The 24,756-nt window shown below is 74.6% G+C and carries 25 protein-coding genes; 5 read left to right on the top strand and 20 right to left on the bottom strand.

All coding sequences use genetic code 11. The features are described from left to right. Positions 1-2 precede the first annotated feature (2 nt). The 20 genes from ACIA6B_RS19225 to ACIA6B_RS19130 all read right to left on the bottom strand — a co-directional run bounded on the left by ACIA6B_RS19225 (position 3) and on the right by ACIA6B_RS19130 (position 19,475). On the bottom strand, positions 3-968 hold the full coding sequence (locus tag ACIA6B_RS19225) for an alpha-ketoacid dehydrogenase subunit beta (protein ID WP_396774990.1): 966 nt from the start codon (positions 966-968) through the stop codon (positions 3-5). Then, positions 968-1,939: a thiamine pyrophosphate-dependent dehydrogenase E1 component subunit alpha gene (locus ACIA6B_RS19220; protein ID WP_396774988.1), complete on the bottom strand. Its 972-nt coding sequence runs from the start codon at positions 1,937-1,939 to the stop codon at positions 968-970. The genes ACIA6B_RS19225 and ACIA6B_RS19220 overlap by 1 nt, the downstream gene beginning before the upstream one ends. Next, positions 1,936-2,733 (bottom strand): DUF3050 domain-containing protein, encoded by a 798-nt coding sequence (locus ACIA6B_RS19215; protein WP_396774986.1) that lies wholly within the window; start codon positions 2,731-2,733, stop codon positions 1,936-1,938. Before ACIA6B_RS19215 ends, ACIA6B_RS19220 begins: the two co-directional genes overlap by 4 nt. 3 nt (positions 2,734-2,736) lie before the next feature. Beyond that, complete coding sequence (locus ACIA6B_RS19210) at positions 2,737-3,660, bottom strand: phytanoyl-CoA dioxygenase family protein (protein ID WP_396775073.1); 924 nt, start codon at positions 3,658-3,660, stop codon at positions 2,737-2,739. 53 nt (positions 3,661-3,713) lie between these two features. After that, a complete protein-coding gene (gene hppD / locus ACIA6B_RS19205; protein ID WP_396774985.1) occupies positions 3,714-4,811 on the bottom strand; it encodes a 4-hydroxyphenylpyruvate dioxygenase in 1,098 nt (365 codons plus the stop codon). Between the two features lie 62 nt (positions 4,812-4,873). Continuing rightward, positions 4,874-6,115: a beta-ketoacyl-[acyl-carrier-protein] synthase family protein gene (locus ACIA6B_RS19200; RefSeq protein ID WP_396774983.1), complete on the bottom strand. Its 1,242-nt coding sequence runs from the start codon at positions 6,113-6,115 to the stop codon at positions 4,874-4,876. Then, the gene (locus tag ACIA6B_RS19195) at positions 6,112-7,731 is read right to left on the bottom strand and encodes a class I adenylate-forming enzyme family protein (protein ID WP_396774981.1); all 1,620 of its coding nucleotides are present in this window, start codon (positions 7,729-7,731) and stop codon (positions 6,112-6,114) included. Before ACIA6B_RS19195 ends, ACIA6B_RS19200 begins: the two co-directional genes overlap by 4 nt. Beyond that, positions 7,728-8,219 (bottom strand): hypothetical protein, encoded by a 492-nt coding sequence (locus tag ACIA6B_RS19190; RefSeq protein ID WP_396774979.1) that lies wholly within the window; start codon positions 8,217-8,219, stop codon positions 7,728-7,730. Before ACIA6B_RS19190 ends, ACIA6B_RS19195 begins: the two co-directional genes overlap by 4 nt. A gap of 104 nt (positions 8,220-8,323) precedes the next feature. After that, on the bottom strand, positions 8,324-9,496 hold the full coding sequence (locus ACIA6B_RS19185; protein ID WP_396774977.1) for a beta-ketoacyl-[acyl-carrier-protein] synthase family protein: 1,173 nt from the start codon (positions 9,494-9,496) through the stop codon (positions 8,324-8,326). Then, the gene (locus tag ACIA6B_RS19180; protein ID WP_107160333.1) at positions 9,489-9,734 is read right to left on the bottom strand and encodes a hypothetical protein; all 246 of its coding nucleotides are present in this window, start codon (positions 9,732-9,734) and stop codon (positions 9,489-9,491) included. The genes ACIA6B_RS19185 and ACIA6B_RS19180 overlap by 8 nt, the downstream gene beginning before the upstream one ends. After that, positions 9,734-9,997, bottom strand: a complete 264-nt coding sequence (locus ACIA6B_RS19175) for an acyl carrier protein (protein WP_396774975.1) — start codon at positions 9,995-9,997, stop codon at positions 9,734-9,736. Before ACIA6B_RS19175 ends, ACIA6B_RS19180 begins: the two co-directional genes overlap by 1 nt. A 206-nt stretch (positions 9,998-10,203) precedes the next feature. Continuing rightward, positions 10,204-11,550, bottom strand: coding sequence for a class I adenylate-forming enzyme family protein (locus tag ACIA6B_RS19170; RefSeq protein ID WP_396774973.1), 1,347 nt, complete (start codon positions 11,548-11,550; stop codon positions 10,204-10,206). Between the two features lie 282 nt (positions 11,551-11,832). Then, entirely contained in the window at positions 11,833-13,080 is a 1,248-nt protein-coding gene (locus tag ACIA6B_RS19165) for a beta-ketoacyl synthase N-terminal-like domain-containing protein (RefSeq protein WP_396774971.1), read from the bottom strand. Beyond that, the gene (locus tag ACIA6B_RS19160; protein ID WP_396774969.1) at positions 13,077-14,348 is read right to left on the bottom strand and encodes a beta-ketoacyl-[acyl-carrier-protein] synthase family protein; all 1,272 of its coding nucleotides are present in this window, start codon (positions 14,346-14,348) and stop codon (positions 13,077-13,079) included. The genes ACIA6B_RS19165 and ACIA6B_RS19160 overlap by 4 nt, the downstream gene beginning before the upstream one ends. Next, positions 14,345-14,755 (bottom strand): cupin domain-containing protein, encoded by a 411-nt coding sequence (locus tag ACIA6B_RS19155; protein WP_396774967.1) that lies wholly within the window; start codon positions 14,753-14,755, stop codon positions 14,345-14,347. Before ACIA6B_RS19155 ends, ACIA6B_RS19160 begins: the two co-directional genes overlap by 4 nt. Continuing rightward, positions 14,752-15,459 (bottom strand): SRPBCC family protein, encoded by a 708-nt coding sequence (locus ACIA6B_RS19150; RefSeq protein WP_396774965.1) that lies wholly within the window; start codon positions 15,457-15,459, stop codon positions 14,752-14,754. The genes ACIA6B_RS19155 and ACIA6B_RS19150 overlap by 4 nt, the downstream gene beginning before the upstream one ends. Next, positions 15,456-16,937, bottom strand: a complete 1,482-nt coding sequence (locus ACIA6B_RS19145; protein ID WP_396774964.1) for an acetyl/propionyl/methylcrotonyl-CoA carboxylase subunit alpha — start codon at positions 16,935-16,937, stop codon at positions 15,456-15,458. Before ACIA6B_RS19145 ends, ACIA6B_RS19150 begins: the two co-directional genes overlap by 4 nt. Then, complete coding sequence (accB, locus tag ACIA6B_RS19140) at positions 16,937-17,491, bottom strand: acetyl-CoA carboxylase biotin carboxyl carrier protein (protein ID WP_396775071.1); 555 nt, start codon at positions 17,489-17,491, stop codon at positions 16,937-16,939. Before accB ends, ACIA6B_RS19145 begins: the two co-directional genes overlap by 1 nt. Continuing rightward, positions 17,416-19,149 carry an acetyl-CoA carboxylase carboxyltransferase subunit alpha gene (locus ACIA6B_RS19135; RefSeq protein ID WP_396774962.1) on the bottom strand — a complete coding sequence of 578 codons (1,734 nt, stop codon included), beginning with the start codon at positions 19,147-19,149 and terminating at the stop codon, positions 17,416-17,418. Before ACIA6B_RS19135 ends, accB begins: the two co-directional genes overlap by 76 nt. Next, positions 19,146-19,475 (bottom strand): TcmI family type II polyketide cyclase, encoded by a 330-nt coding sequence (locus tag ACIA6B_RS19130; protein ID WP_107160353.1) that lies wholly within the window; start codon positions 19,473-19,475, stop codon positions 19,146-19,148. Before ACIA6B_RS19130 ends, ACIA6B_RS19135 begins: the two co-directional genes overlap by 4 nt. Positions 19,476-19,910: 435 nt before the next feature. On the opposite strand from ACIA6B_RS19130, the gene ACIA6B_RS19125 reads away from it, so the two are divergent. The 5 genes from ACIA6B_RS19125 to ACIA6B_RS19105 all read left to right on the top strand — a co-directional run bounded on the left by ACIA6B_RS19125 (position 19,911) and on the right by ACIA6B_RS19105 (position 24,489). Beyond that, entirely contained in the window at positions 19,911-20,750 is an 840-nt protein-coding gene (locus tag ACIA6B_RS19125) for a BTAD domain-containing putative transcriptional regulator (RefSeq protein WP_396774960.1), read from the top strand. Positions 20,751-20,846: 96 nt separating this feature from the next. After that, positions 20,847-21,194 carry a TcmI family type II polyketide cyclase gene (locus ACIA6B_RS19120; protein WP_396774958.1) on the top strand — a complete coding sequence of 116 codons (348 nt, stop codon included), beginning with the start codon at positions 20,847-20,849 and terminating at the stop codon, positions 21,192-21,194. 215 nt (positions 21,195-21,409) lie between these two features. Continuing rightward, positions 21,410-22,660 (top strand): hypothetical protein, encoded by a 1,251-nt coding sequence (locus ACIA6B_RS19115; protein WP_396774956.1) that lies wholly within the window; start codon positions 21,410-21,412, stop codon positions 22,658-22,660. A 303-nt stretch (positions 22,661-22,963) separates the two neighbouring features. Beyond that, complete coding sequence (locus ACIA6B_RS19110; protein ID WP_396774954.1) at positions 22,964-24,166, top strand: low temperature requirement protein A; 1,203 nt, start codon at positions 22,964-22,966, stop codon at positions 24,164-24,166. 116 nt (positions 24,167-24,282) lie between these two features. Then, on the top strand, positions 24,283-24,489 hold the full coding sequence (locus tag ACIA6B_RS19105; RefSeq protein ID WP_091574126.1) for a hypothetical protein: 207 nt from the start codon (positions 24,283-24,285) through the stop codon (positions 24,487-24,489). The last annotated feature ends 267 nt before the right edge of the window (positions 24,490-24,756 follow it).

Here is a 24,756-nt window from a genome sequence, read left to right as displayed (position 1 = left end):
GTTCATCCGTCCTTGAGGGTCAGTTGGATGGCGGCGGTGAGCTGGTCCCGGCCGGGTTGCACGGCCCGGTCCAGGGCCGGCGCGAACGGCAGCACCGCACCGTCGGGCCGGGTGACCCGCCGCGGCGGGACGGCCAGCCGGACCCGCTCCACCACGGTCGCGATGATCTCCCCGGCGATGCCGCAGGACCGGTTGCCGTCGTCGACCACGACGAGGCGTCCGGTGCGGCTCACCGAGTCGACGAGTCCGTCCCAGTCGAACGGGTACAGCGTGCGGGGGTCGAAGACCTCCACCGACGCCTGACCGGCCAGCTCCTCGGCGACCGCGAGCGCCTCGTGCACCAGGTGCCCGACCGCGACCACGGTGACGTCGTCGCCGGCCCGGCGGACCACGCCCCGACCCAGCGGCACCGGCGCCGGGTCGGCCACGTCCTCCCGCAGATCCAGCGCGCCGGCCGGGGCGAAGACCACCACCGGGTCGTCGCAGCGGATCGCGGAGACCAGCAGCCCGTACGCGTCGGCCGGGGTGGCCGGCACCACGGTGGTCACCCCGACGTGGGCGAACAACGCGTACGGGTGGTCGGAGTGCTGCCCGGCCCAGCCGGTACGGGAGCCGGAGCCGGGCACCAGGTAGGTGACCGGCACCGCGCACTGGCCGCCGGTCATCAGCGGGAACTTGTGCGCGTGGTTGACGATCTGCTCGAAGACCAGGAACAGCAGCGACGGGATCTGGAACTCCACCACCGGCCGGGCCCCGGCCAGCGCCGCGCCGGTGGCGAAGCTGGTGAACGCCTGCTCGGACAGCGGTGTGTCGCGCACCCGCTCCGGGCCGAACTTCTTCACCAGCCCGGTGGTGACGTTGGCGGCGGCCACCCGGATGTCCTCGCCGAGAACCACCACCGACTCGTCGCGGGTCATCTCGTCGGCGAGCGCCCGGGTGAGCGCCCTACGGTAGGAGAGCCGGGGCATCAGCCACCTCCGGTCCGGGCGGTCAGCCCACTGGCGTACAGGTGGTCCAGGGCGGTTGCCGGGTCCGGGTGCGGGCCGGCCAGCGCGAAGTCGACGGCGGCGGCCAGCACCGCCTCGACGGCGGCGTCGATCCCGGCCCGCGTCGCCGGGTCCAGCCGCGCGCCGGCGATCTCGACCGGGTCGCGGGAGCGGCCGTCGGCCACCTCCTGCGGCGGCCGGTAGTCGAGGCGTACCCGGTGTTCGAAGGTGTGGTGGGCGTCGAACCGGTAGGTGTGCGCCTCGATCAGCTCGGGCCCGCCGCCGGCGCGCATCCGCGCGACGGCGGCGGCTGCCGCCGCGCGTACCGTCTCCGGGTCCTGGCCGTCGACGGCGGTCGCCGGCATGCCGAACGCCTCGGCCCGCCCGGCGATCGTGCCGGCCACCGCGCCGGCGACCGGCATGGTGGTGGCGTAGCCGTTGTTCTCGCAGACGAACAGCACCGGCACCCGCCAGAGCGCGGCCAGGTTGAACGCCTCCAGCAGCATCCCCTCGTTGACCGCGCCGTCGCCGAAGAACGTGGCGCCGACCAGGTCGGCGCCGCGCCGGCGGCGCTCCCACACCGCGCCGGTGAGGATCGCGCCGGCGGCCCCGACGATGGCGTTGGCGCCGAGCACGCCGACGCCGAAGTCGGCGGCGTGCATCGACCCGCCGCGGCCCCGGTTGAGCCCGGTGACCCGGCCGCACAGCTCGGCCAGCATCCGGGCCGGGTCGGCGCCCTTGGCCAGCACGTGTCCGTGCCCGCGGTGGGTGCCGGTCACCAGGTCACCGGTGGTCAGCGCCGCGCAGACCCCGGCGGCGATCCCCTCCTGACCCAGGTACGGGTGGATGCCGCCGACGATCTCCCCGGCGTCGACCAGCTCGATCGCGCGCTCCTCGAAGCGCCGGATCAGCCGGACCGTCCGGTAGAGCGCGGCCGGGTCGGGGCCGGTCACGCCGGACGGCCCTCCTTGATGGCGGCGAGGATGTCGTCCCAGAGGCGGGCCCGGGCGGCCAGCGCGTCGTTGACCGTGTCCGCGCACTCCTGCCACTTGGTGTCGTCGTCGCCGCACAGGTCGGCGAGCATCTGCATGGCCATCGGGGTGTGCTGCTCGCCGTCGACCTCGATGTGCCGCTCCAGGTAGTCGACGAACGTGTTCAGCCGGTTGCTGCGCTCGTTGACGGCGACGACCTGGGTGAACATCTCCGGGATGAGGTCCTCCCGGCCGAACGCGAACGCCGCCGCCTGGCAGTGCACCGGGGTGGTCTCGATGATCCGCCAGGTGGTGCCCGCGAACGCCGCCGACGGCGCCGGCACCCCGGCCGCGCCGAACGACTCGGTCACCGGCCGACCGGCGCGCAGCAGGTCCACCAGCTTGTCGACGGGGGTGGTGTCCGCGCCGGCCTCGGTCATGCCGCGCACGTAGAGCTCGAAGTGGCTGATGTAGCCCTCGCCCAGCTCGTCGCTCTCCTCGACCATGACGATGTCGTTGATCAGGCGGCGGCTGCCGGTCGGGCCGGTCGGGATCCACGGGACCGTGACACAGGTGAGCTGGCGCTGCAACGACTTCAGCAGGGACATGAAGTCCCAGACCGCGAAGACGTGGTGCTCCATGAACGTCACCAGCGCCTCGTGGGTGTCCAGGTTGGCGTAGAGCGGGTGGTTGACCACCACGTCGCGGCGTTCGGTCACCGCCCGCTCCAGCCGCTCGATGCCCGGGTGCGTCTTTCCCCAGTCGTACCGTGACATGTGTCAGCCTCCCTGCTGGGCGCGGTCGCGCCAGATGACCGGGCAGTAATCGGGGTCCGCGTAGTCCGGCCGGCCCTCGTGGGTGCGGCGGACCAGCACGTCGTGGTTGTACGCGGCGAGTGAGCCGTCGGAGAGCGGATACTCCCGCCAGGCGTTCTCGCCGTCCTGCAGATGCAGCGAGATCGCCCGCCGGGGGCGCCCGCTGACGTTCGCACCGCTGCCGTGGTAGGTACGGCAGTGGTGGAAGCTCATGTGCCCCTTGGGGATCACCATGGGGATCTTGCGGATCTCGGCGTGGTTGTACGCCGCGTTCTCGGCCAGCATCGTTTCGAGCTGGCCACGGTCCCGGTCGGCGAAGTGCCGCACCACCGTGTCGTCCGCGCCGATCTCCCGCCACCGGTGCGAGCCGTCGACCATGGTGATGGTGCCCATCTCCACGCCGCAGTCGTGGAACGGGATGAACGCGGTGAGCATCTCCTCCGACGACGAGGACGCCCAGTAGTGCTTGTCGAAGTGCCAGGGCACGATGTTGGACGGCTCGCCGGCGATCGGCGGCTTCCAGATCAGCGTGGACTGGAAGATCCGGATCTCGGTGGCCCGGGCCAGCCGGGCCGCGACCGCCCCGATCAGCGGCTTGCGCAGGATGCGGGCGATCCCGTCGTGCTCGTGGTGGACGTAGTCGTTGTGTCGCTGCACGTCGCCGCGCGACGGCTCCCAGTAGGCCAGCTTCGGCGGGCGTACCGGCAGCCGCCGGTCCCGTTCCCCGGCGTAGTAGCCGTCGGTCGCCGCCACGAGTTCGTCCACCTCGTCGTCGGTGAGCAGCTTCTTCGACAGGTACCAGCCGTGCTCGACGTAGTGCCGGACGTCGTCGTCGGAGGGCAGCAGCGCCTCCTCCTCGGCGGTCAGCCCGGGATCGATCGTGGTCATGCCGAGCCGGCCGGGCATGGCCTCACGGCCCTCGCTTCGCTCGGTGCGTTCACTCATGCTGTCACCCCTCCGGCCGCGACGACGGGGGTCGCCCCCGCCGCGGCCAGTTCACGTTCCTTCGCCTCGTAGAGCGCCTTGATGTTGCCGCTGCCGAAGGTGCGTGCCCCGCGCCGCTCGATGACCTCCAGGAAGAGCGTGCGACGCACGTGCATCGACTCGGTGAAAATCTGCAGGAGCTGGCCGTCGTGGTCGGAGTCGACCAGGATGCTCAGCTCACGCAGCCGGTCCACCGGCGCGTCCAGCCGGCCGACCCGTTGTTCCAGGTCGTCGTAGTAGGCGCCGGGCGTGCGGGCGAAACGCACGCCCCGCCCGGCGAGCGCGCCGACGGTGGCGACGATGTCGTCGGTGCGCAGCCCCAGGTGCTGCACGCCGGCCCCGGCGTGCCAGCGCAGGAAGTCCTCGATCTGCCCGGGTCGGGCACCCGTGTCCGGCTCCAGCAGCACCAGGGTGACCTGCCCGGACGGGCTCTGCACCACCTTGGAGTTCATCGCCTGCCCGCCGACCTCGACGTGCTCGGTGAAGATGTGCGCGAAGCCGAACACCTTCTCGTAGTGGGCCACCGTCTCGTCGAGCTGCCCGGGCGGCACGCAGACCGCCAGGTGGTCGACCTCGGCCAGCAGCGCGTCGCCGTCCGGCGCGGCGACCGGCTCGATCGCGCCGGGCAGGAACACGCTCCGGTCCCCGCGCCGCTCCACGAGCCGGTGCAGCACGTCGCCGAAGCCGCCGACCTCGGCGATCACCACCTCGGCGTCCGCGCCGGTGTAGGCGCGCGGCGGCGTCACCCCGGTCGCGCCGCGGGCCACCAGCTCCGCGTACGCCCCGGCGGCGTCGTCGACCGCGAGCGCGACCACGGCGATGCCGTCGCCGTGCCGGTGCACGTAGGTGGCGGCCGGGTGTTCCGCGGACAGGCCGGTGGTCAGCAGCAGCCGGATGCCGGCCTGGGCCAGCAGCAGGGACCGCTGCCCGGCCAGCCCGGTCTCCGGTCCGCCCTGGCCGTGCAGCCGGAACCCGACCGCGGTGTCGAAGTAGAAGGCCGCCTGCCGGGCGTCCCCCACGTAAAGCTCCAGATGGTCTATGCCGTTGATGTGCATGGGCTTCCCCCTGTTCCCCCCGTGGTGGCGACCCGGGCTCGTCGCCCGGGCATGGAGTCGGGTCAGGCCGCGGCCGGGGTGGCGACCCGGCGCAGCAGCAGGCTGACGTTCTGGCCGCCGAACCCGAACGAGTTCGACAGCGCGTGGTCGGTGCCGGTGGACCGGGGCACGTTACGGACGTGGTCCGCCTCGCACTCCGGGTCCGGGTCGTCCAGGTGGTAGGTGGGCGGGAGCAGGCCGCGCCGCAGCGCGAGCGCGGTGGCCGCGGCCTCCAGCACGCCGGACGCGCCGAGCAGGTGCCCGGTGAGCGCCTTGGTGGAGCTGACCGGCACGCCGCCGACGCCGAACACGCCGGCAAGCGCGGTCGTCTCCGCGATGTCGCCCAGTTTGGTGCCGGTGCCGTGCGCGTTGACGTAGCCGACGTCCGCCGGCCCGATCCCACCGGCCGCGAGCGCCCGGCGCATGCACGCGGCTGCCCCGGCGCCGTCCGGCCGCGGCGCGGTCGGGTGGTACGCGTCGGTGTTGGTGCCGTAGCCGGCGACCTCGGCGTAGCCGGTGACGCCCCGGGCGGCGGCGTGCCCGGCCCGTTCCAGCACCAGCAGCGCCGCGCCCTCGGCGAGCACGAAACCGTTGCGCCGCTTGTCGAACGGCCGGCTCGCCTCGGTGGGCTCGTCCCAGCCGCGGGCCAGCGCCCGGGCGTTGCCGAACGTGTCGGCGAACGTGCCGAACAGCGGCGCCTCGCTCGCCCCGCAGACCACCACGTCGGCCTCGCCGGCGCGGATCAGGCGTACCCCGTCGGCGACGGCCTGGGCGCCGGAGGCGCAGGCCGTGCCCACCGACGAGCTGTAGCCGCGGATGCCGTGCGCGATGGCGATCCGGGCCGACGGCATGTTCGGCAGGATGCCGGTCAGCAGGTACGGGCTGACCGCCGCCCGGCCGCGTTCGGCACGGGCCACGACCTGACGTTCCAGCGTGGCCATCCCGCCGACGCCGCCGACGATCACCGCGATCCGCTCCGGGTCGACGTCGCGCCCCACCTCGATGCCGGCGTCGGCGAGCGCCTCGGCGGCGGTGAGCAGGGCGAGCAGCACGACCCGGTCGAGCACCTTCGTCTCCGGTCCGGAGGCGACGCTGCGCGGGTCGATGTCGGGCAGCACGCCGGCCACCTCCAGGCTGTCCCGCGCGGGGTGCCCCTCGGGGGGCCGGCGCAGACCGGAGCGGCCGGTGAGCAGCGCGTCGAACGTCTCCGCGACGCCGCGACCGGCCGGCGTGAACAGCCCCATGCCGGTGATCACGGCGGTCATGACGGCGCCTCGGTCAGGTAGCGCTCGCGCAGCGCCACCTTGCGCACCTTGCCGGTCACGGTGACCGGGATGTCCTCGGCGCGTACCGGCACCACCCGGCGCAGCGTGGCGGCCACGTCCGGGTCGAGCGCCGCGCGGATCGCGGCGGTGCGGTCCTGGGCCGGGTCGGCGCCGGCCGCCAGCTCCAGCAGCACGTCGGTGGTGACCGTGCCGTCGGCCTCCTTGACGATCACCACGGTGCAGTCGGTGACGTCGGCGCAGGCGGCGAGGATCCGCTCCTCGGACAGCGCGGTGAAGAACCGCTTCCCGCCCGCCACCTCGACCGAGTCGACCGCCCGGTCCAGGTGGTAGTAGCGGCCGTCGTCGTCGGCGTACACCAGGTCGCCGGTGAGGTACCAGCCGCGCAGCCGGAACCGGTAGGTGGTGACCGAGTCGTTCCAGTAGCCCCGGAACAGCGACGGCGAGTCGATGCCCAGCCAGCCGACCTGCCCGGCCGGCAGCTCGTTGCCGTCGGCGTCGAGCACGGCCACCCGCGCGAACCGGTACGGGCGGCCGACGCAGCGACCGTAGCGGTCGGTGTCCACGGTGTGCGTGATGTGGAACATCGAGTGTCCCATCTCGCTGGAGCCGAGCCCGTCGATGAACACCGAGCCGGGCACCCGGGTCACCCCGGCGCGGGTCACCACGTCCCGCGAGCCCACCGCAACCAGCCGGCGCACGTGCGGCTCGTGCGAGCAGTCACCGGTGTTGAACCACAGCCGCACCGAGTCCAGGTCGTAGCCGGACAGGTCGAAGCGGGCCAGCTCGGCCCAGGTCATCGAGAAGCCGAAGACGCCGTCCGGCCGCCACCGCTGGATCGCGTCGAGCACCCGTTCGCCGCCCTGCTCGGAGAGCAGGTACATCGGGGCCCGGTTGCCCAACGCCTGGTTGACCATGAGCACGGTGGCGGTGTGCGGGGCGGGCAGCGCGTTGAGGATCCGGGTGGTGCCCTGCGCCTGCGGCATGGACAGCAGGTGCCGGGTGGCGGCGAAGAGGCTGGCGTGCGAGTGCAGCACCGCCTTCGGCACGCCGGTGGTGCCGGACGTGTGCGTGATGACGATCGGGTCGTCGGGGTGGTGCCGGTAGTGCGCGGGCGCGGCGGCCGGATCGCCGGCGCCGGCGTGCGCCGGCTCACCGAGCAGCGGGGCGCCCAGGTCGTGCCCGGCCAGCGCGGCGGCGTGGTCGGCGTCGGCGAGCACACCGGCGGCGCGCAGCCGGCGGATGTACTCGGCGGCGATCTCCGGGCGCAGCCGGCCGTTCATCAGCGCCGGGATGGCGCCGAGGCGGGTCAGCGCCAGGAACGACAGCACCATGTCGGCGGCGGTGCCGGCCCAGACCGCGACCGGATCGCGTGGCTGCACGCCGCGTTCGTGCAGCCAGGCCGCCCGGGCGGTGACCATCCGGTCGAGTTCGCCCAGGGTCAGCGGGGTCTCGGCCGGGTGGCCGTCGACAGCGGTGTCGAAGGTGAGCCCCGGCCCGTCCGGGTCGGCGCCGTGGGCCAGCACCCGGGCCAGCACGTTGCCCGCGCCCAGTTCGGTGTCGGCGGCAAGCGCGCCGCGTAGACCTTTCGTCCTCATTGACGTGTCTCCTCCCCCAGCAGCACCGCGGTCGCCTCGCCCGGCGCTCCGTCCGGTGCCGGTTCGATCAGGATCAGCAACGCCTGCGCGGCGTCGCCGTCGTGGCACAGCAGGTCCACCTCGGCCTCGCCCTCGGTCCGGGGGTCCCCGGTCGGGCTCAGGCACACCACCGGCCCGTCCAGTCCCCAGCGCGCCGCCACGTGCCCGGCCACGCTGTTCGGCACCGACTGGAAGAAGAACAGCGGCCCGATCCGCCCGCCGCCGGCCACCGTCTCCCGCACGTGCGCCGCCCCGGCCGCGTCGCCGCCGGCGCTGACCAGCACCACCGCCGTCCGGTTGCCGGCCGGCAACGGCCCGGCGCCGTACCGCCGGGTGAGGCACCGCTCGGCGACGGCCACCACCAGCGGGTGGAACGCCGAGAACACGAACCCCGGCACCCCCGGCGGCACCCCGTCCCCGTCCTCCGGCCAGCGCGCCTCGGCCAGCACCCTCCACCTCGTTGATCTTGCAGTTGGTGCCTCCTGGCCGGGCGTTGTGCCCGTCTTGTCGGGGCGGGAAGTGCAAGATCGCGGGGTGGGGTGGGTCGGCGCGGTCACGGGGCACCCACCAGGAGTGCGGTGTTGGCGCCGCCGAAGGCGGCGTTGAGGGTCAGCGCGTAGGGGGTCGGGGCGGGTCGGGGGGCGTCGCGGATGACGTCGAGCGGGCAGTCCGGGTCCGGGCCCAGCCAGCCGGCGGTGGGCGGCAGCTTGCCGCGCCCCAGCGTCAGCACGGTGACCACCAGTTCGAGCAGCCCGGACGCCTCCAACGCGTGCCCGTGCACCGACTTGGTGGCGCTGACCGGCAGCCGCCCGGCCAGGTCGCCGAAGACCCGGACCAACGCCGCCGCCTCCGAGGCGTCGCTGAACGGGGTGCCGGTGGCGTTGGCGTTGACGTAGCCGACCTCGGCCGCGGGCAGCCCGGCCCGGCGCAGCGCCGACTCGACCGCCCGGGCCAGCCCGAGCCCGCCCGGGTGCGGCTGGCAGGCGTGGTAGGCGTCCCCGGCGCGGCCCCAGCCGGCCACCGTGGCCAGCGTCGGCGCGCCCCGTCGGGCGGCGGCGTCGGCCGACTCCAGCACCACGGCGACCACCCCGTCACCGAGCAGCAGTCCTTTTCGGCCGGCGCTGAACGGGCGTACCGCCCCGTCGGCGGCGAGCGCCCGGCCGGCGTCGAAGAGCGCGTACTGGTCGGGTTCGACCAGGTAGCCGGCCGCGACCACGACCCGTTGCAGATCGCCGCGCCGGATCAGCGCGGCGGCGTCGGCGACCGCGGTGCTCGCCGAGACGCAGGCGCTGGTGTAGACCCGGGTGGGTCCGCCGAGGCCGCAGCGCTCGGCCAGGTGACCGACGAGCGCCGGCACCGGCGGCCCGAGCCGACCGCCGACCGCCGCGCCCGGCACGTCCGACGGTTCCGCCGGTCGCTCGGGTACGGGCAGCGAGTGCGGCCCGCCGTGGGTGGCCAGGAACAGCGCCGTGCCCGCCCGGTCGGCCCGGTCCAGCCCGGCGGCCCGGCCGGCGCGGTCGACCGCGTCGGCCAGCTCGTCGGCGAGCGTGCCGACGTCGGGCAGCGTGGCCGCCACGGTGACGCGTCGGCCGGTGGTGTCGAAGCGGCGCACCGGGCGGAACGCCGGGGCGCCGGTGAGCACCCCGGACAGCAGCGCGTCGGCGCCCCTGCCGAGGGCGCTGACCGCGTGCATGCCGATGATCCGTACGGGGCCCCGCTCAGCCATCTGCGGGAGCGGTCAGCGAGGCGCGGAACACGGTCAACGCGTCGTCGACGGTGCGGACGCCGGCGACCTGGTCGTCGGTGAGGTCCAGGCGGCGGTCGAACCGCTGCTCGACGAGGTGCACCAGCCAGGCCAGTTCCATCGAGCCGAGCCGGTCCGGGACCTGGTCGGTGGGCTTCGCGGTCAGTTCGGCGAGCATCTGCACCAGGTCAGCTCGCCCCAGGTCGGGCTGACCGGACATCAGGAGTTGTCGCTGTTCGCAGCCGCCCGGTCGGCGACCATGGTGGTGAACTCGCCGACCGTCATCAGGGCCAGCTTCTCCGACTCGTCGTCGGCGAACTTCAACCCGTACCGGTCCTCGACCCGGACGGCGAGGTCGGCCAGCGCCAGCGACTCCAGGTCGACGCCGGAGGGGCCGAGGGTGGTGGCGTCGTCGAGGTCTTCGACGTCGTAGTTCATGTCGGCGAGCTGGTCGATGACGAAGGTGCGGACCTCGTCGCGCATGGGTGGGACCTCATTTCGGGGTAACCAGTTTCCGGTGCCCGGTCGGGACACCGTGTCCGGATGGGCCGGCCGGGCCACCGGCGTCCAGCGGGAGCTGACGCGGCGACTGCTCCGGCGCACGGGTGGCGCGCCGGCCGGTCGGGGGCGGGGATCGGGGTGGGCCGGGCGGCCGGAGGACGCCCGGTGGTGCTCGCGCAGCGGGCCGGTCACGTGGCCGCGTCCCGCAGCGCCGGGGCGGAGCGGACCAGCTTGCCGGTGGTGGTGCGGGGCAACTGGTCGAGCAGGTGCAGCGTGCGGGGCCGTTTGAAGCCGGCCAGCCGCTCGGCGATCAGGTGGTCCAGCGTCTCCTCGGTCGTCGCGCCGTCGGTCTGCACGTAGGCGCTGATCCCGTCGTCCCAGACCACCACCGCGGCGGTCACCCCGGGCAGGCCGGCGACGGTGGCCTCCACCTCGGTCAGGTCGACCTTCAGGCCACCCACCGACACCTGCGAGTCGAGCCGGCCCCGGATCGTCACCAGCCCGGTCTCCGGGTCGACCACGCCGGCGTCGCGGGTGTGCAGCCAGCCGTCGGCCCAGCGGGTCGGGTCGGCGAGCCCGACGTACGGGTTCGCCGGGCAGCTCACCCACAGCTCGCCGTCCTGCTCCCGGACCCGGATGCCCGGGGCCGGCGCGATGGCGGGACGGTTGCGCCCGTACAGGTCGGTGCCGATGACACCGACCTCGGTCATCCCGTACATGTTGCCCAGCGGGACGCCGTAACGGTCGGTGAAGGCGCGGGCCACCGCGGCGGGCACCAGCTCACCGCCGGTGGTCATGCGCGCGAACTGGGGCAGCGGGCCGGAGGGCACGGTGGAGGCGAGCAGCCCGATGTGGAACGGCACGCCGAGCACGGTGGCCGGGGTGTCCTGGGCGGCGATCGCGGCGAGCACGGCGTCGCCGCTGAGCCGTTCCGGCGGGCACAGCTCGACGCCGGCGTGCAGGCCGTAGAGCAGGCCGCCGACCAGGCCGAGCACGTGCACCATGCTGGGCAGCAGGACGATGCGCTCGCCGGGCCGCGCCACCCCGTCGATCTCGGTGTAGCGACGCACCTCGGCGACCAGGTCGGCGGCGGTGCGGCCGATCACCTTGGACGGGCCGGTGGAGCCGGAGCTGAGCTGGATGACCGCGTGCGGGCTGCCGGCCGGACGGTCGGCGTACGCGGTGACGCCGGCGTCGACGTCGACGAAGACGCGCAGCGCGCCGCCGCCGGAGCGTACCGGCGCGACCACCACCTGCGGGGTGAGCCGGCGCAGCGCCCGGTCGACCTCGTGGTCGGTGAGCCGGTGGTCGAGCAGCACCGCCTGGGCGCCGCTGCGCCAGGTGGCCAGCAGGTGCGCCACGTACGCCAGCGACGGGGGCAGGCGCAGCGCCGCCGCGCCGCCGGCACGCAGCCCGGCCCCGGTCAGCCGGGCCTGCGCCTCGCCGACCAGTCGGCGCAACGTGCCCCGGTCGACCGGGTCGGGCAGGCGGAGACAGACGTCACTGTCGCGCCCGGCGAGCAGGATGTCGTCCACCCAGCCCGCCGTCGATACGGCATCTTGCGCCCCGGTCACGACCCGCCACCGCCCAGCCTTAAAGTGGGCGGGAACCCGCCCGAGAAGAATGCCCTTCGCGTTCGCTGCCCGGAACACTACGAGGGCCTTCTCGGCATCACCAGATGCAAATGGCTAGATCCAAAACAGCGGCTGGGTGGATTGCTCAGGCTCGATCGGACAGGCAGGATCGGGCGCACGCCGGCACAGTGGCCCGCCGGCCGCGTCGCCGTGCGCGACCGCCGGTGCCCCGGGCAGGGCGGGTCAGCGGTCGACGGCGGGCGGCGGCGCGGCGCCGCGCAGCACCAGCGCGCTGTTGAACCCGTCGAAGCCGCGCGCCCCGACCAGCGCGATCCGGCTGCGCGGCCGGCGCGGCTCCCGCAGGTACGTCAGCTCGCACCCGGGCGCGGGCTCGTCCGGCCCGGCGGAGGCGGGCAGCACGCCACGGGAGAACGCCAGCAGCGCGGTGGCCGCGTCCAACGCCGACCCGCCCTGGTGGGCCCGGCCGGTCAGCGGCTTCTGCGTGGTCACCGGCGGGGTCCGGTCGCCGAACACGGCACGCAGCGCGCTCGCCTCGGCCCGGTCGTACGCCGGCACCCCGAGCGCGTCCGGCCAGATCACGTCCACGTCGTGCGGCCGGACCGCGGCCCGCTCCAGGGCCAGCCGCAGCGCGCGGGCGTAGTGGGTCGGGTCGGGGCCGGCCGCCACGTCGGTCGGGGTGGCGTCGTGGGTGGCCGCCCAGCCGGTGATCTCCCCGTAGATCCGGGCGCCCCGGTCCAGCGCGTGCCCCAGTTCCTCCACCACGAACACCGCGCCGCCCTCGGCCGGCACGTACCCGCTCGCCGCGGCGTCGAACGGCCGGTACGCCCGCGCCGGGTCGGCGACGTCGCTGAGCAGGCCGGAACGGAGCTGGCAGGCCAGCGCGTACGGGCTCAGCGGGCACTCGGTCGCGCCGGCGATCACCACCGGCGTGCCGCGCCGGACGGTGCGTACCGCGTGCGCCAGGCTGTCCAGCCCACCGGCCGACTCGGAGACGGTGACGCCGGACGGCCCCTTGAACTGGTGACGGATGGACAGTTGCCCCACGCTGGCGGCGTAGAACCAGGCGATCGACTGGTACGCCCCGACGGTGCGGGTCGACCCGCCCCAGAGCCGTTGCAGCTCCCGCTGCCCGAACAGGTTGCCGCCGGACGAACTGGCCAGCGTCACCGCCCAGCGGTACGGGTCGGGCGAGACCTCCGGCAGCCCGGCGTCGGCCAGCGCCAGCCCGGTGGCGGCGAACCCGAGGTGCGTCCACCTGTCGGTCTGCACCCGCGCCCGGGTCCCGACGAACCCGGCCGGGTCGAAGTCGGCCACCTCGCCGGCCAGCCGGGTCGGATAGCCGGCCGGGTCGAACAGCGTGATCGGGCCGGTGCGCCGGGTGCCGGCGAGCACGGTGGCCCAGTGCGCGTCCGCGCCGACCCCGCTGGGCGCGACCACGCCGATGCCGGTCACCACCGCCCGGGCCGTCATGCCGGTGCCACGGCGAGCCGGCGGAACACCATCGCGGACTGGAAACCGCCGAAGCCGCTGCCCACCGAGAGCGCCACGTCCACCGGCACCTCGCGGGCCTCGTTCGGCACGTAGTCCAGGTCGCACTCCGGGTCCCGGGTGGTCCAGTTGGCGGTGGGCGGGACGACGCCGTACTCGATGGCCATGGCGCAGGCGGCCATCTCGATCGAGCCGATCGCGCCGAGCGAGTGCCCCACCATCGACTTGATCGAGCTGATCGGCACCCGGTACGCGGCCGGGCCGAGCGCCCGCTTGAACGCCGCGGTCTCGTGCCTGTCGTTCTGCCGGGTGCCGGAGCCGTGCGCGCTGACGTACGACACGGCCGACGGGGCGAGCCGGGCCTGGCGCAGCGCGTCGGTGATGGCGACCGCCATCTCCGCGCCGTCCGGGCGCAGGCCGGTCATGTGGAAACCGTTGCTGCGGCTGGCGTAGCCGGCCACCTCGCAGTAGACGTGCGCGCCCCGGCGGCGGGCGTGTCCGGCCTCCTCCAGCACCAGCACGGCCGCGCCCTCGGCCAGCACGAAGCCGTGCCGGTCGGCGTCGAACGGCCGGGACGCGTGCTCCGGGTCGTCGTTGTCCGGGCTGGTCGCGCCGATCGCGTCGAACGAGGCCACGGTGACCGGGGAGATCGGCGAGTCGGCGGCGCCGGCCAGCACGATGTCGGCCTCGCCGTCGGCGACGAGCTGGTGGGCGTACCCGATCGCGTCGATGCCGGAGGTGCAGCCGGTGGAGACCACCTGGGCCGGGCCGTGCAGGCCGTGCCGGCAGGCCACGTCCGCGGCCAGGCTGCTGGGCACCAGCGCCTGGTAGAGGTACGGGCCGCCGAGCGCGTGGTCGACCAGCCAGTGCCGGCCGGAGTCGCTGACCCGGACGTACTCCTGCTCCAGCGCCATGGTCCCGCCGACGGCGGTGCCGAGCACCACGCCGGCCCGCTCCCGCTCGGCGTCGGTGAGCGTCAGTCCGCTGTCCGCGAGCGCCTCGGCGGAGCAGGCGAGCGCGAACTGCACGTACCGGTCGGCGCGTTGCCGCTCGGCGAGCGTGATGCCGGCCGCGTCGGGGTCGAAGTCGCACTCGGCGGCGATCTGCGAGCGGAACGGTGACGGGTCGAAGAAGCTGATCCGCCGGGTGGCGGTGCGCCCCTCGGTGATGGCCTTCCAGAACCGGTCCCGGGTGGCGCCGCCGGGGGCCACCACGCCGACGCCGGTGACCACGGTGCGCCGGCCGGTCACGACGGATCCCGTGGCGGTGGGGCGGCGCTCTCGGTGTCGACGTGCCCGAGTTCCGGGCGGGGCGCGAGCGGACCGAGGTGGAAGACCACCTCGGCCGGCTCGTCGCCGGTGTTGCGCAGCCGGTGCCGGACGTCCTTCGGCACGTACAGCGCCTCCCCGGCGGCCACCGGGACCGGCTGGTCGTCCAGGTCGACGGTGATCGCGCCGCGCGCCACGTAGAGGAACTCCTCGCTGTACGGGTGGTAGTGCTCGGCGATCCGCTCCCCCGGGGCGAGCACGGCCACCCCCATGAACCCGGAGGTGCTGCCGACGGTCTTCGGGCCGAGCAGCACCCGCAGCTCACCGCCGCGCCGCCGGTCGGCGGGGACGTCGTGGACGGAGACCCGGGCGGTGGTGGTGTCGGTCATCGCGCGCCTCCCGCGTACGCCCGCTCGATCCTGTCCTTGATCACGGCGAGCTGGATCGCGCTGTTGGTGTTGATCCGCGCGGTCATGCCGGCGTTGTCGACCGGCGCGGTGGGCTTCATGGCGAAGTCCTGCGTCCAGGTCATCCGGGTGCCGCCGGGGATCTCCTCGTAGCGCCAGTGGATGCGCATGTACTCGAACGGACCGGTCTCCACCCGCCGGGCGTGCACCTCGCGGGTGGCCGGGTCGGCGGTGCGTTCGCTGACCCAGCTCCACGCCACGCCGTTCTCGTCCGGGTGCATGGTGAGCCGGAAGCGGACCGTGTCGCCGTCGCGGTGCAGGATCTCGGCCACCGCGTACTCGGTGAACAGCTCGGTCCACCGGGCCACGTCGTTGGTGATGTCCCAGACCAGCGGCAGCGGCGCGAGGATGTCCACCGCGTTCTCGGTGTGCCCCGGCGGGTCCGCGCGGCGGGCCACCAGGTCGGCGACGCCGGCGATGCTGAGTTCGCCGGCCTGCTCGGGGATCTTCACCCGCCACCGGTCGGCCACCACCGCGGCGAGTTCGAGCAGCGCCAGCGAGTCCATGCCCAGCTCCTCCAGGCTCGCCGCCGGGGTGGTGGCGGCGACGTCGGGGTCCAGGCCGCAGTGGGTCACCAGGATGTCGGTGATCTCGCTGGCGAGCGGTCGGTCGGGGGCGACGGTCATGGGTTCCTCCAGGTGGTCGGGCCGGTGGCGGGAACGGCGGGAACGGGGGTACGGCCGGTCGGGTCGGCCCCGGCGCGCGGGTCGGGCACGGCGGCGCGGTCGGTGTCGCTGGTGGCCGTGCCGGCGTCGCCCGGGGTGAGCAGGCGCTCGACCAGCGCGGTGGTGTGCCGGGCGGCCCGGAACGCCGGGTCGCGCAGCACCCGCCGGGCGAACGGGATGGTGGTCCGCACGCCGGGCCCGGCCACGTCGAACTCGGCCAGCGCGCGGTCGAGCCGGTCCAGCGCGGCGGCCCGGTCCGGCGCCCAGACCGCCACCTTGGCCAGCAGCGAGTCGTAGTGCGGGCTGACCAGGTAGCCGACGTGGCCGTGCGTGTCGACCCGGGTGAACGGGCCGCCCGGCGGGCGGAACCGCTCCAGGCGGCCGGGGGCGGGCGCGAAGTCGCGGTCCGGGTCCTCCACGTTGACCCGGCACTCGATGGCCACCCCGTGCAGGCGCACGTCGGACTGCCGCAGTCGCAGCGGCGTGCCGGCGGCCACGTGCAACTGCTCCTGCACCAGGTCGACGCCGGTGACCATCTCGGTGACCGGGTGCTCCACCTGGATCCGGCAGTTGATCTCCAGGAAGTGCGCGCGTTCCGCGTCGTCCACCAGGAACTCGACGGTGCCCGCGCCGGTGAAGCCGACCGACAGCGCGCCGCGCAGCGCGACCTCGGCGAGCGTGTCCAGGGTGGCCGGCCGCAGCGCGGGCGCCGGCGCCTCCTCGACGAGCTTCTGGTGCCGGCGCTGCACCGAGCAGTCCCGGGTGCCCAGGTGCACGCCGTTGCCGTGGTTGTCGCAGAGCACCTGCACCTCGACGTGGCGGGCGTCGGCGAGGTAGCGCTCGACGTACACCCGGTCGTCGCCGAAGGCGACCTGCGCGGCGGCGCGGGTGCGGGCGTACGCCCGGGGCAGCTCGGCGGCGGAGCGCACCACGGTCATGCCGCGTCCGCCGCCACCGGCCGCGGCCTTCACGATCACCGGGTAGCCGACCTCGGCGGCCACCGCCTGCGCCTCGGCGACGGTCGGCAGCGTCCGCACACTGCCCGGCGGCAGCGGCAGGCCGGCCCGGCTCATCAGCGCGCGGGCGGTGGACTTGTCCGCCAGCGCGGCCATCACCTGTGGTGGCGGACCGACGAAGACCAGCCCGTTCTCCGCGCAGATCTCGGCGAAGTCGGCGTCCTCGGAGAGGAAACCGTAACCGGGGTGGACGGCCTGCGCGCCGGTCTGCCGGGCCGCCTCGACGATCGCCGCGGCGTTGAGGTAGCTGCGACGGCTGGCCGCCGGCCCGATCCGGACCGCCTCGTCGGCCAGCCGCACCGGCAGCGAGTCGGCGTCCGCGCTGGAGTGCGCCACCACCGTGCGCACGCCCAGTTCCCGGCAGGCCCGCAGCACCCGTAGCGCGATCTCACCGCGGTTGGCGATCAGCACCTTGTCGAACATCAGGCGTCCCCACCGGGACCCGGGTCGAGCACGATCAGCGGCTGGTCGTACTCGACCGGCTTGCCGTCGGGGACGAGCACCTCGACCACCCGGCCGGCCTGACCGGCGGTCACCTCGTTCATCAGCTTCATCGCCTCCACGATGCCGATCACCTGACCCGGCCGGACCAGGTCACCGACCGCGACGAACGGCGCCGCGCCGGGCTCGGGGGCGCGGTAGAACGTGCCCACCACGGGCGCCCGCACGGTCGTCCGGTCGGCGTCGGGCGTCACCTGCGCGACGGGCCGCGACACCGGCTCACCGGCCGGGTCCCCGCCGGTACGCGGCGTCGGCGGCACCGGGTCGTGCCACTCCACCTCCAGCGCGGCGTCGCCGCTGCGCAGCCGTACCCGGCGGACCGGCCCGGCCAGGTCGTCGACGAGTTTGCGGGCCTGCCGGCGCAGCCCGTCCAGCACCTGCTCGGCCCCGGCGTCCGCCATCACGCCACCTCCGGCCGGTCGTCGACGGCGGCGCGCCGCGGCAGCGCCGTGGCACGGGCCGACGGGGACACGGATCGCGCCGCGCCGAAGCGGCGGAACCGCTGCCGGCGGCGGCGCACCAACGTGGCCGGCGGCACCGTGAGCAGCGGGGCCAGGTTCGCCGCGACCGCCCGGCGCAGCAGGTCGGCCGCGCCCGCCGGGTCGCCGTGCGCGGCCGGGTACGGCTCCGGCACCAGTTCGTCGACCACGCCGAGCCGGCACAGGTCGGCGCCGGTGAGCCGCAGCGCCCGGGCGGCCTGCGGGGCGGCGGCGCTGTCCGGCCAGAGGATCGCGGCGCAGCCCTCGGGACTGATCACCGAGTAGACGGCGTGCTCCAGCATGAGCACCCGGTCGGCGACGGCGAGGGCCAGCGCGCCGCCGCTGCCGCCCTCACCGGTGACCACCGCGACGACCGGGGTGGGCAGCACGCTCAGCGCGAGGATGTTCTCCGCGATCGCCGCGGCCTGACCCTGCTGCTCGGCGGCCACCCCCGGGTCCGCGCCGGGCGTGTCCACGAGCGTCACCACGGGCAGCCGCAGCCGGGCCGCGAGGCGCATCAGCCGCAGCGCCTTGCGGTGCCCGGCCGGGCTGGCCATGCCGAAGTTCCGGGCCACCAGCTCGGCGGTCGTGTGTCCCTTCTGGTGGCCGATCACCATCACCGGCCGGCCGTCGAGCCGGGCGACGCCGCCGACGACCGCCGGACAGTCCGCGCCCAGCCGGTCGCCGTGCAGCTCGACGAAGCCGTCGAACGCCGTCTCCAGGTAGTCCAGCGTGGTCGGCCGGCCGGGGTGCCGGGCGGTGCGTACCGTCTCCCAGGGGTCGTGGGCCGGCCGGGCGACGGCGGGCGCCCCGGCGGCGGCCGGTCGCGGTGCCGGCGGGGCGGGCCGGCGGGCGGCCCCGGCGGCGGCGAGCAACGCGGCCAGCCGCCCCCGCAGCGCGTGCCGGGGCACCACCATGTCGACCTGTCCGTGCTTGAGCAGGTACTCCGCGGTCTGGAAACCCTCGGGCAGCACGGCGCCGGTGACCTGGCGGATCACCCGGGGGCCGGCGAAGCCCAGCCGGGCGCCGCTCTCCGCGAGCACCACGTCGGTGTTGGTGGCGAACGACGCGGCCACCCCGCCGTACGTGGGATCGGTGACCACGCTGACCGTCAGCAGACCCGCCTCACGCAGCCCGGCGAGGGCCTGGCTGACGGTGGCCATCTGCATCAGCGACAGCGCGCCCTCCTGCATCCGCGCCCCGCCGGACGCGGTGACCAGCACCAGCGGGACGCCGTCGGCGAGCGCCCGCTCGGCGGACCGGGTGATCAGCTCACCGACCGCGCAGCCGAGGCTGCCGCCGAGGAAGCGGAAGTCCATCACGGCCAGCGCCACCGGATGCCCGCCCAGCCGGGCGGTGCCGCAGAGCACGGCCTCGTCCAGGCCGGTGCCGGCGCGGGCCGCGCCGAGCCGGTGCGGGTACGGCAGCGCGTCGACGAAGTCGATCGGGTCGACCCGGACCGCCCGGTCCGGCAGCGGGACGAACGACTCCGGGTCGACGAGCTGCGCCACCCGGTCCGGGGCGTCCAGCCGCGTGTGCGTGCCACACTCCGGGCAGACGTCCAGGTTGCGGCGCAGCCGCTTGCGGTAGAGCAGCGAGGCGCAACCGTCGCAGCGGGACCAGAGCTGCTCGTCGCGGGGCGCGGTGGTGGTCACGGCCGCCGCCCGGCGTCGTACCGGTAGAAGCAGTGCGCCATGGCGTCGCGGGGCGAACGCCAGGTCGGCAGGTACGGCGAGATGTACGGCCGCAGCCGCTCGCTGATCCGGACGAACTCGGGATGTCCGCGGGCGTCCTCCACCGCGCTGTGCGCCGGTGTCTCCGTCTCCAGCAGGTGCACGTAGAGGTCGTGCAGCCGGTAGAGGGACCGGTGCCGCACGCCGACCAGGCCGGGCAGCTCGGTCGCGTCGGACTCGGCGAAGATCTCGGCGACCCGGTCCTCGGCGGTGGGCACCACCTTCGCGACGATGAGCGAGCGGTCCATTCGCGGCCTCCCTGGGTGGGTCCCGGTGCGCGGCGGACCGGTCACGCCGCACGGATGGCCCACGGTGCCGCCAGGGCCGTCAACCGGGCGTCAACCGGGCTCGATCGGACCGCAAAAATGGTGACGCTGCGTTGACGCAACCTGTGCGTCAGCTATGCGTAGATCAACTGAGCGCCGTCCATTGACGACACTTATTCGCAGATCACGGGCCACTTACGAATACGTTACGGAGGGTCAACGAAGTCACCGGCCGTTGACTCAGAGTAACAGACGTTGATATTCTCCGTACCGGTCGACCCGGCCACGGCACACGTCCGGCGACCGCGGCGGAGACGTTCCGACAACGGCGTCGCGGGCGGGAAGATCCGGGCAGACAGGACGGTCGGGACTCAGGGTTCCGGTGCTGGGGGGTGTGCCGTGTCCGGTGGATCGAGGATGCCGACGGCGGGGGACCCCGCCCCCCGCGTGGCGTTGCACCTGCTCGGCGGTTTCCAACTGCTGCACGACGGCGTGCCGGTGGTGGTGCCCCGCGGCCTGCAACGGGTCATCGCCCTGATCGGGCTGCGTCCGGCCGCGACCCGAAGCCACCTCGCCGGACTGCTCTGGCCCGAGACCCCCGAGGAGCGGGCGCTCTCGTCGCTGCGTACCGCGCTGTGGCGCCTCCGCCAGGACCCGTGCTGCCCGCTGCGCACCGACGGTGACACGGTCCGCCTCGACGCCACCGTCCACCTCGACGTGGACGAGCTGGTCGAGGCCGCCGCCCGGGTCCGCGACGGCAGGACGCCCCGCGGCGCCGCCGGCACCGGCCGGCACGACCTGCTCCCCGGCTGGTACGACGACTGGGTGCTGCTGGAACGCGAACGGCTGCGCCAGCTACGCCTGCACATGCTGGAGGAACTCGCCGGCAACCACCTCGCCGCCGGCCGGCACGGCGAGGCGCTCGAGGCGGCGCTGGAGGCGATGGCCGCCGAGCCGCTGCGCGAGACCCCACACCGCCTGGTCGTCCGCATCCACCTGGCCGAGGGCAACGCGTTCGAGGCCGTGCACGCGTTCTACGTCTACCGGGACCTGCTCCTGCGCGAGCTGCGCCTGGAACCCTCCCCGGCCATGACGGCGCTGCTCGACGACACGCTCGCCCCGATCCGCCGGGCCAGCCGGCCGGAGCCGCCGCAGCGGCCTGCCGGCCGCCCCGCCAACGCCGCGCCGCGCGGCCCGGCGCCGCACCCGCGCGGCGCGACGTCGCCACCCCCATCAATGCCCAGGGGTACGCCGTGACGGCGAGGTGACACCCGCCCCGGCATCGTGGGACCCGCGACCGCCGCCGTCCGGCCGGTGGTCGACGCGGCAGCAGCGCGGCGGAAGGGGTCTGCGATGAGTCGACTGTTGGTGGTCAGCCGGATCGTGCCCGGAGCGCAGGGCCGGGTGGCCCAGATCTTCGCCGAGTCCGACGCGACCGAACTGCCCCGGCTCACCGGGATCCGGCACCGGTCGCTGTACTACCTCCACGACCTGTGCGTCCATCTGATGGAGACCGTCGACGTCGCCCCGGACCCGACCGCCGACCTGCGCGAACACCCGCTCTACCAGCGCGTCAACGAACGGCTCTCCGCGCACACCTCGCCGTACCTGCCGACCTGGCACTCGCCCCGCGACGCCGTGGCAGGTTGTTTCTACAGCTGGGACACCGCCGACGCCCCCATGCCCGACCGGATCCGCTGACCGGACCGGGCCACGGACGAGGCACCCCGGGACCGCGCACGGCACCAGGTCCCGGGGTGTCTCCCGCACCCACCGTCATCCTCCGGCCACCGGCCGACAGGATCGGTCCCACCGTCGCACCCCGGCCCCGACCTGCCTGTCGTGCCGCGCGCACGTGTGCAAAGCTGCCCCGAGCTTTTGCGACCGTCGTGCACGTACATACAAGGAGGTTGGCCATGCCGTCGAGCTTCGGGCAGTGGCTGCTCGTGATCCTGGCCCTGCTCATCGGACTTGGCGTCGGCTGGGTGGTGAGCGGCCGCCGGGCCGGCGCCGGCGCCGCCACGCCCACCGTGGACGGTGCCGCCGGCCCGGCCACGGTGACCGCCACCGTCGACGAACCGCAGCCGGCCGCCGTGGTCGACGAGACGCCGGTCCCCGCCGCGGTGACCGACCGGCCCGCCCCGGCCGACACGGACGCCCCCGCCACCCACGCCGCCGATGCCGACACCTCCGCGGACGGCGCGACCGGCGAGCCCGAGCCGGTCGTGGTCACCGCCGCCGAGCCGGTGACCGCCTCGACGCCCGCCACCTCGGTCACTTCCGACTCGGTCACCTCCGACTCGGTCACCTCCGACTCGGTCACCTCCGACTCGGTCACCTCCGACTCGGTCACCTCCGACTCGGTCACCTCCGACTCGGTGTCCTCCGACTCGCTGCGGGCCGACTCGACGGAGCCGGCGAACGCGGCCGAGCCGACGCCCGCCACCACCGAAGCCGAGCGCCCCGAGACCGACGCGACCGGGCCGGAGCTGGAGCCGGTAGTCGCTTCTCCCGCGCCCACCACCGAGCCCGAGCCGGCCGACGCTCCTTCCGCGCCCGTCGCCGACTCCGAGCCGGCCGCCGCGCCCATTGCGACCGGGCCGGAGGCAGAGCCCGTAGCCGCTTCTCCCGCGCCCGAGCCCGTCACCGCCACGCCGGCGCCCGTCGGGTCGACCGGATCCGGGACGGTCGCCACCACGGGCGCGCCCGTGACCGCGCCCGAGACCGAGGCCGCGCCCGAGACCGGGGCCGCGCCCGTCACCGCCACGCCCGTCACCGCCGCAGCCGAGCCGGAGCCCGCGAACGAGCCCGCGAACGAGCCCGCGAACGAGCCGGCGCCGGTGGCCGACGAGCCGGCGGTCGCGCCGGTCGTGCCGATGCCCCGGACCTCGGTGGAGAACGACGCGCCGCCGCAGTCCGACACCGAGGCGCCGGACGACTTCCGCCGCATCCAGGGCATCGGGCCGAAGCTGGCTGCCGCCCTCCAGGACGCCGGCATCCGCACCTACCGTCAGCTGGCCGGGCTGGACGAGGCCGCGCTGCGCGAGACCGTGAAGGCCGCCGGTCTGCGCGCCGCCCCCGGCCTGGCGACCTGGCCCCAGCAGGCCAAGGTGCTGGCCGGTGCCCGCGCCGAGGCCGACAAGGTGCTGCCGGCCAGCGCCGAGTAGTCCGTACCCGTTGCGGGCCGGTGGTGACCGAGCGTCGCCACCGGCCCGACGCGTGTGCCCACCGCGGCGCCCACGGCCGGGCCCGGGCCGGCACCGCCGGACCAGGGCGACCGCACCGGACCGGCGGCCCGACCCGCCACCTCCCTGCCGGGCCGACGCATTCCGTCGGAGCGGGGCGCGGGCTCGACGGAGCGGCGGGCCCTGGCGGAATGCCGGAAATCCGACGAACGGCGACGGCGTCTCGCTACGGTCTGTGCAGGGGCGGAACGGTCGACGCCGAGCCCGCCACCGCAGGAGCTGATCGTGCCCACCCGGACGCCGGAGCCCGCCGGTCGGCCACCGCCGGTCCGCGACCCCGAGGCGCCCCGCCGGGTGACGCTGCTGGAACTCTTCTTCGATCTGGTCTACGTGGTGGCGCTCGCGCTGATCTCGCGGTACCTGGTCGGCGGCGTCGGCTGGGAACGGGCCGCCGAGTCGCTGATCATGTTGATGGCGATCTGGTGGACGTGGGCGATCACCACCCTGGTCACCGACCTCTACGATCCGCAGCGCGCGGAGATCAAGCTGCTGGTGGTGTCCGTGATGTTCGGCGCGCTGCTGATGACCACCGCCATTCCGGAGGCGTTCGGCCCCCGGGGGCTGGTCTTCGCCGGCACGTACGTGGCGATCCATCTCGGACGCGGCCTGTTCCTCATGCCGGCGGTCCGCCGGCACCCGCAGACCCGCCGCCGGGCCATCCGGATCTTCGTCTGGTTCGCGGTGTCGGCGGTGCCCTGGCTGATCGGCGCGATCGCGGCGCACGGCACCGCCCGGATGTGGTTCTGGGCCTCGGCGCTGGCGGTCGACTACCTCGGGTTCCGGCTGGCCTATCCGGTGCCCGGTCTGGGCGCCGTGCCGAACGAGCAGCGCAACGTGACCGCCGAGCACCTCTCCGAGCGCTACCAGCAGTTCTTCATCATCGCGTTGGGTGACGCGGTGCTGGTCTCCGGCACCGTGTTCAGCCTGCACCACTCCGAGGTGGAGAACATCGCGGCGTTCACCACCGCGTTCGTCACCACGCTGCTGCTCTGGCGTGTCTACGTGCACCGCTCCGGTGAGCTGCTGCCGGATGCCATCGCCCGGTCGAGCCAACCGAGCCGGTTCCTCAACACCGCCCCGTACACCCATCTGTTGATGGTGGCCGGGGTGGTGACCACCGCGGCCGGCTTCGACCTGGTGCTCCTGGAGCCGACCGGACGCACGCCGCCGGCCTGGTTGGCGGTCATCCTCGGCGGCCCGGCGCTGTTCCTGACCGGTCGGGCCGCCTTCGAGTACGAGGTGTTCAGCCGGGTGTCGCTGTCCCGCCCCGGTGGTGTCCTGGCGCTGCTCTGCATCGCGCCGGCGCTGCTGTTCCTCGCGCCGGTGTACGCCGCCGTCGGCGCCATGCTGGTGCTGGCCGGGGTGGCCGCGGCCGACCACCGGCGCAGCCGGGGCCGCCCGCCGGAGGAGCCGGCGCCGCCGCACTGAGTTCCCGGCCGGTAATCGGAATCGGCCGTACCGGGGCCGACACGCCGTTTGGCGGATCACCCGCGCGGGGTACATGCCCTCCACCTCGAACTCACCACAACCCGTGGAGGCAACTGATGCGCGGCACCTCGATAGTCGGCGTCCTGGTCGTCATCTGGCTCATCATCGGCGCGATCGCCGCCGGGCAGCGCGGCTACTACGGCAACGACGACACCAACTGCGCGGAGGCGGGCACGATCCTGGTCACCATCGTCGCCGGCCCGCTGAACTACATCGGCGCCAACCCGAAGATCGACTGCAAGCTTCCGGAGCCGTCCAAGTAGGTCCGCCGCCCGCCGTACCCCGCACTCCCCCGGCCCGCGCCCGCCCAGCGAGCGCGGGCCGTTCCGTGCCCCGCCCCGCCGCCGTCATCACCGCCTGCCGACGCCGCCGCCACCGCCCGCTGACACCGTCATCACCGCCTGCCGACATCGTCACCATCGCCACGGCATCCTAGGAGGCTGGATTGAGGAGTATGCAGCCGCCCTCGGCGCGTGGTAAGCGGGGCACCCACCTCTACCGCAGGCGTTAAGCAGGCCCCCTCCTTACCC

Source organism: Micromonospora sp. NPDC051141 (genome assembly GCF_044455765.1).
In the GTDB taxonomy this organism is placed as follows: Bacteria; Actinomycetota; Actinomycetes; order Mycobacteriales; family Micromonosporaceae; genus Micromonospora.
Note: the sequence above shows the minus strand (reverse complement) of the source record. Positions and strands in the feature narration are given on the sequence as shown.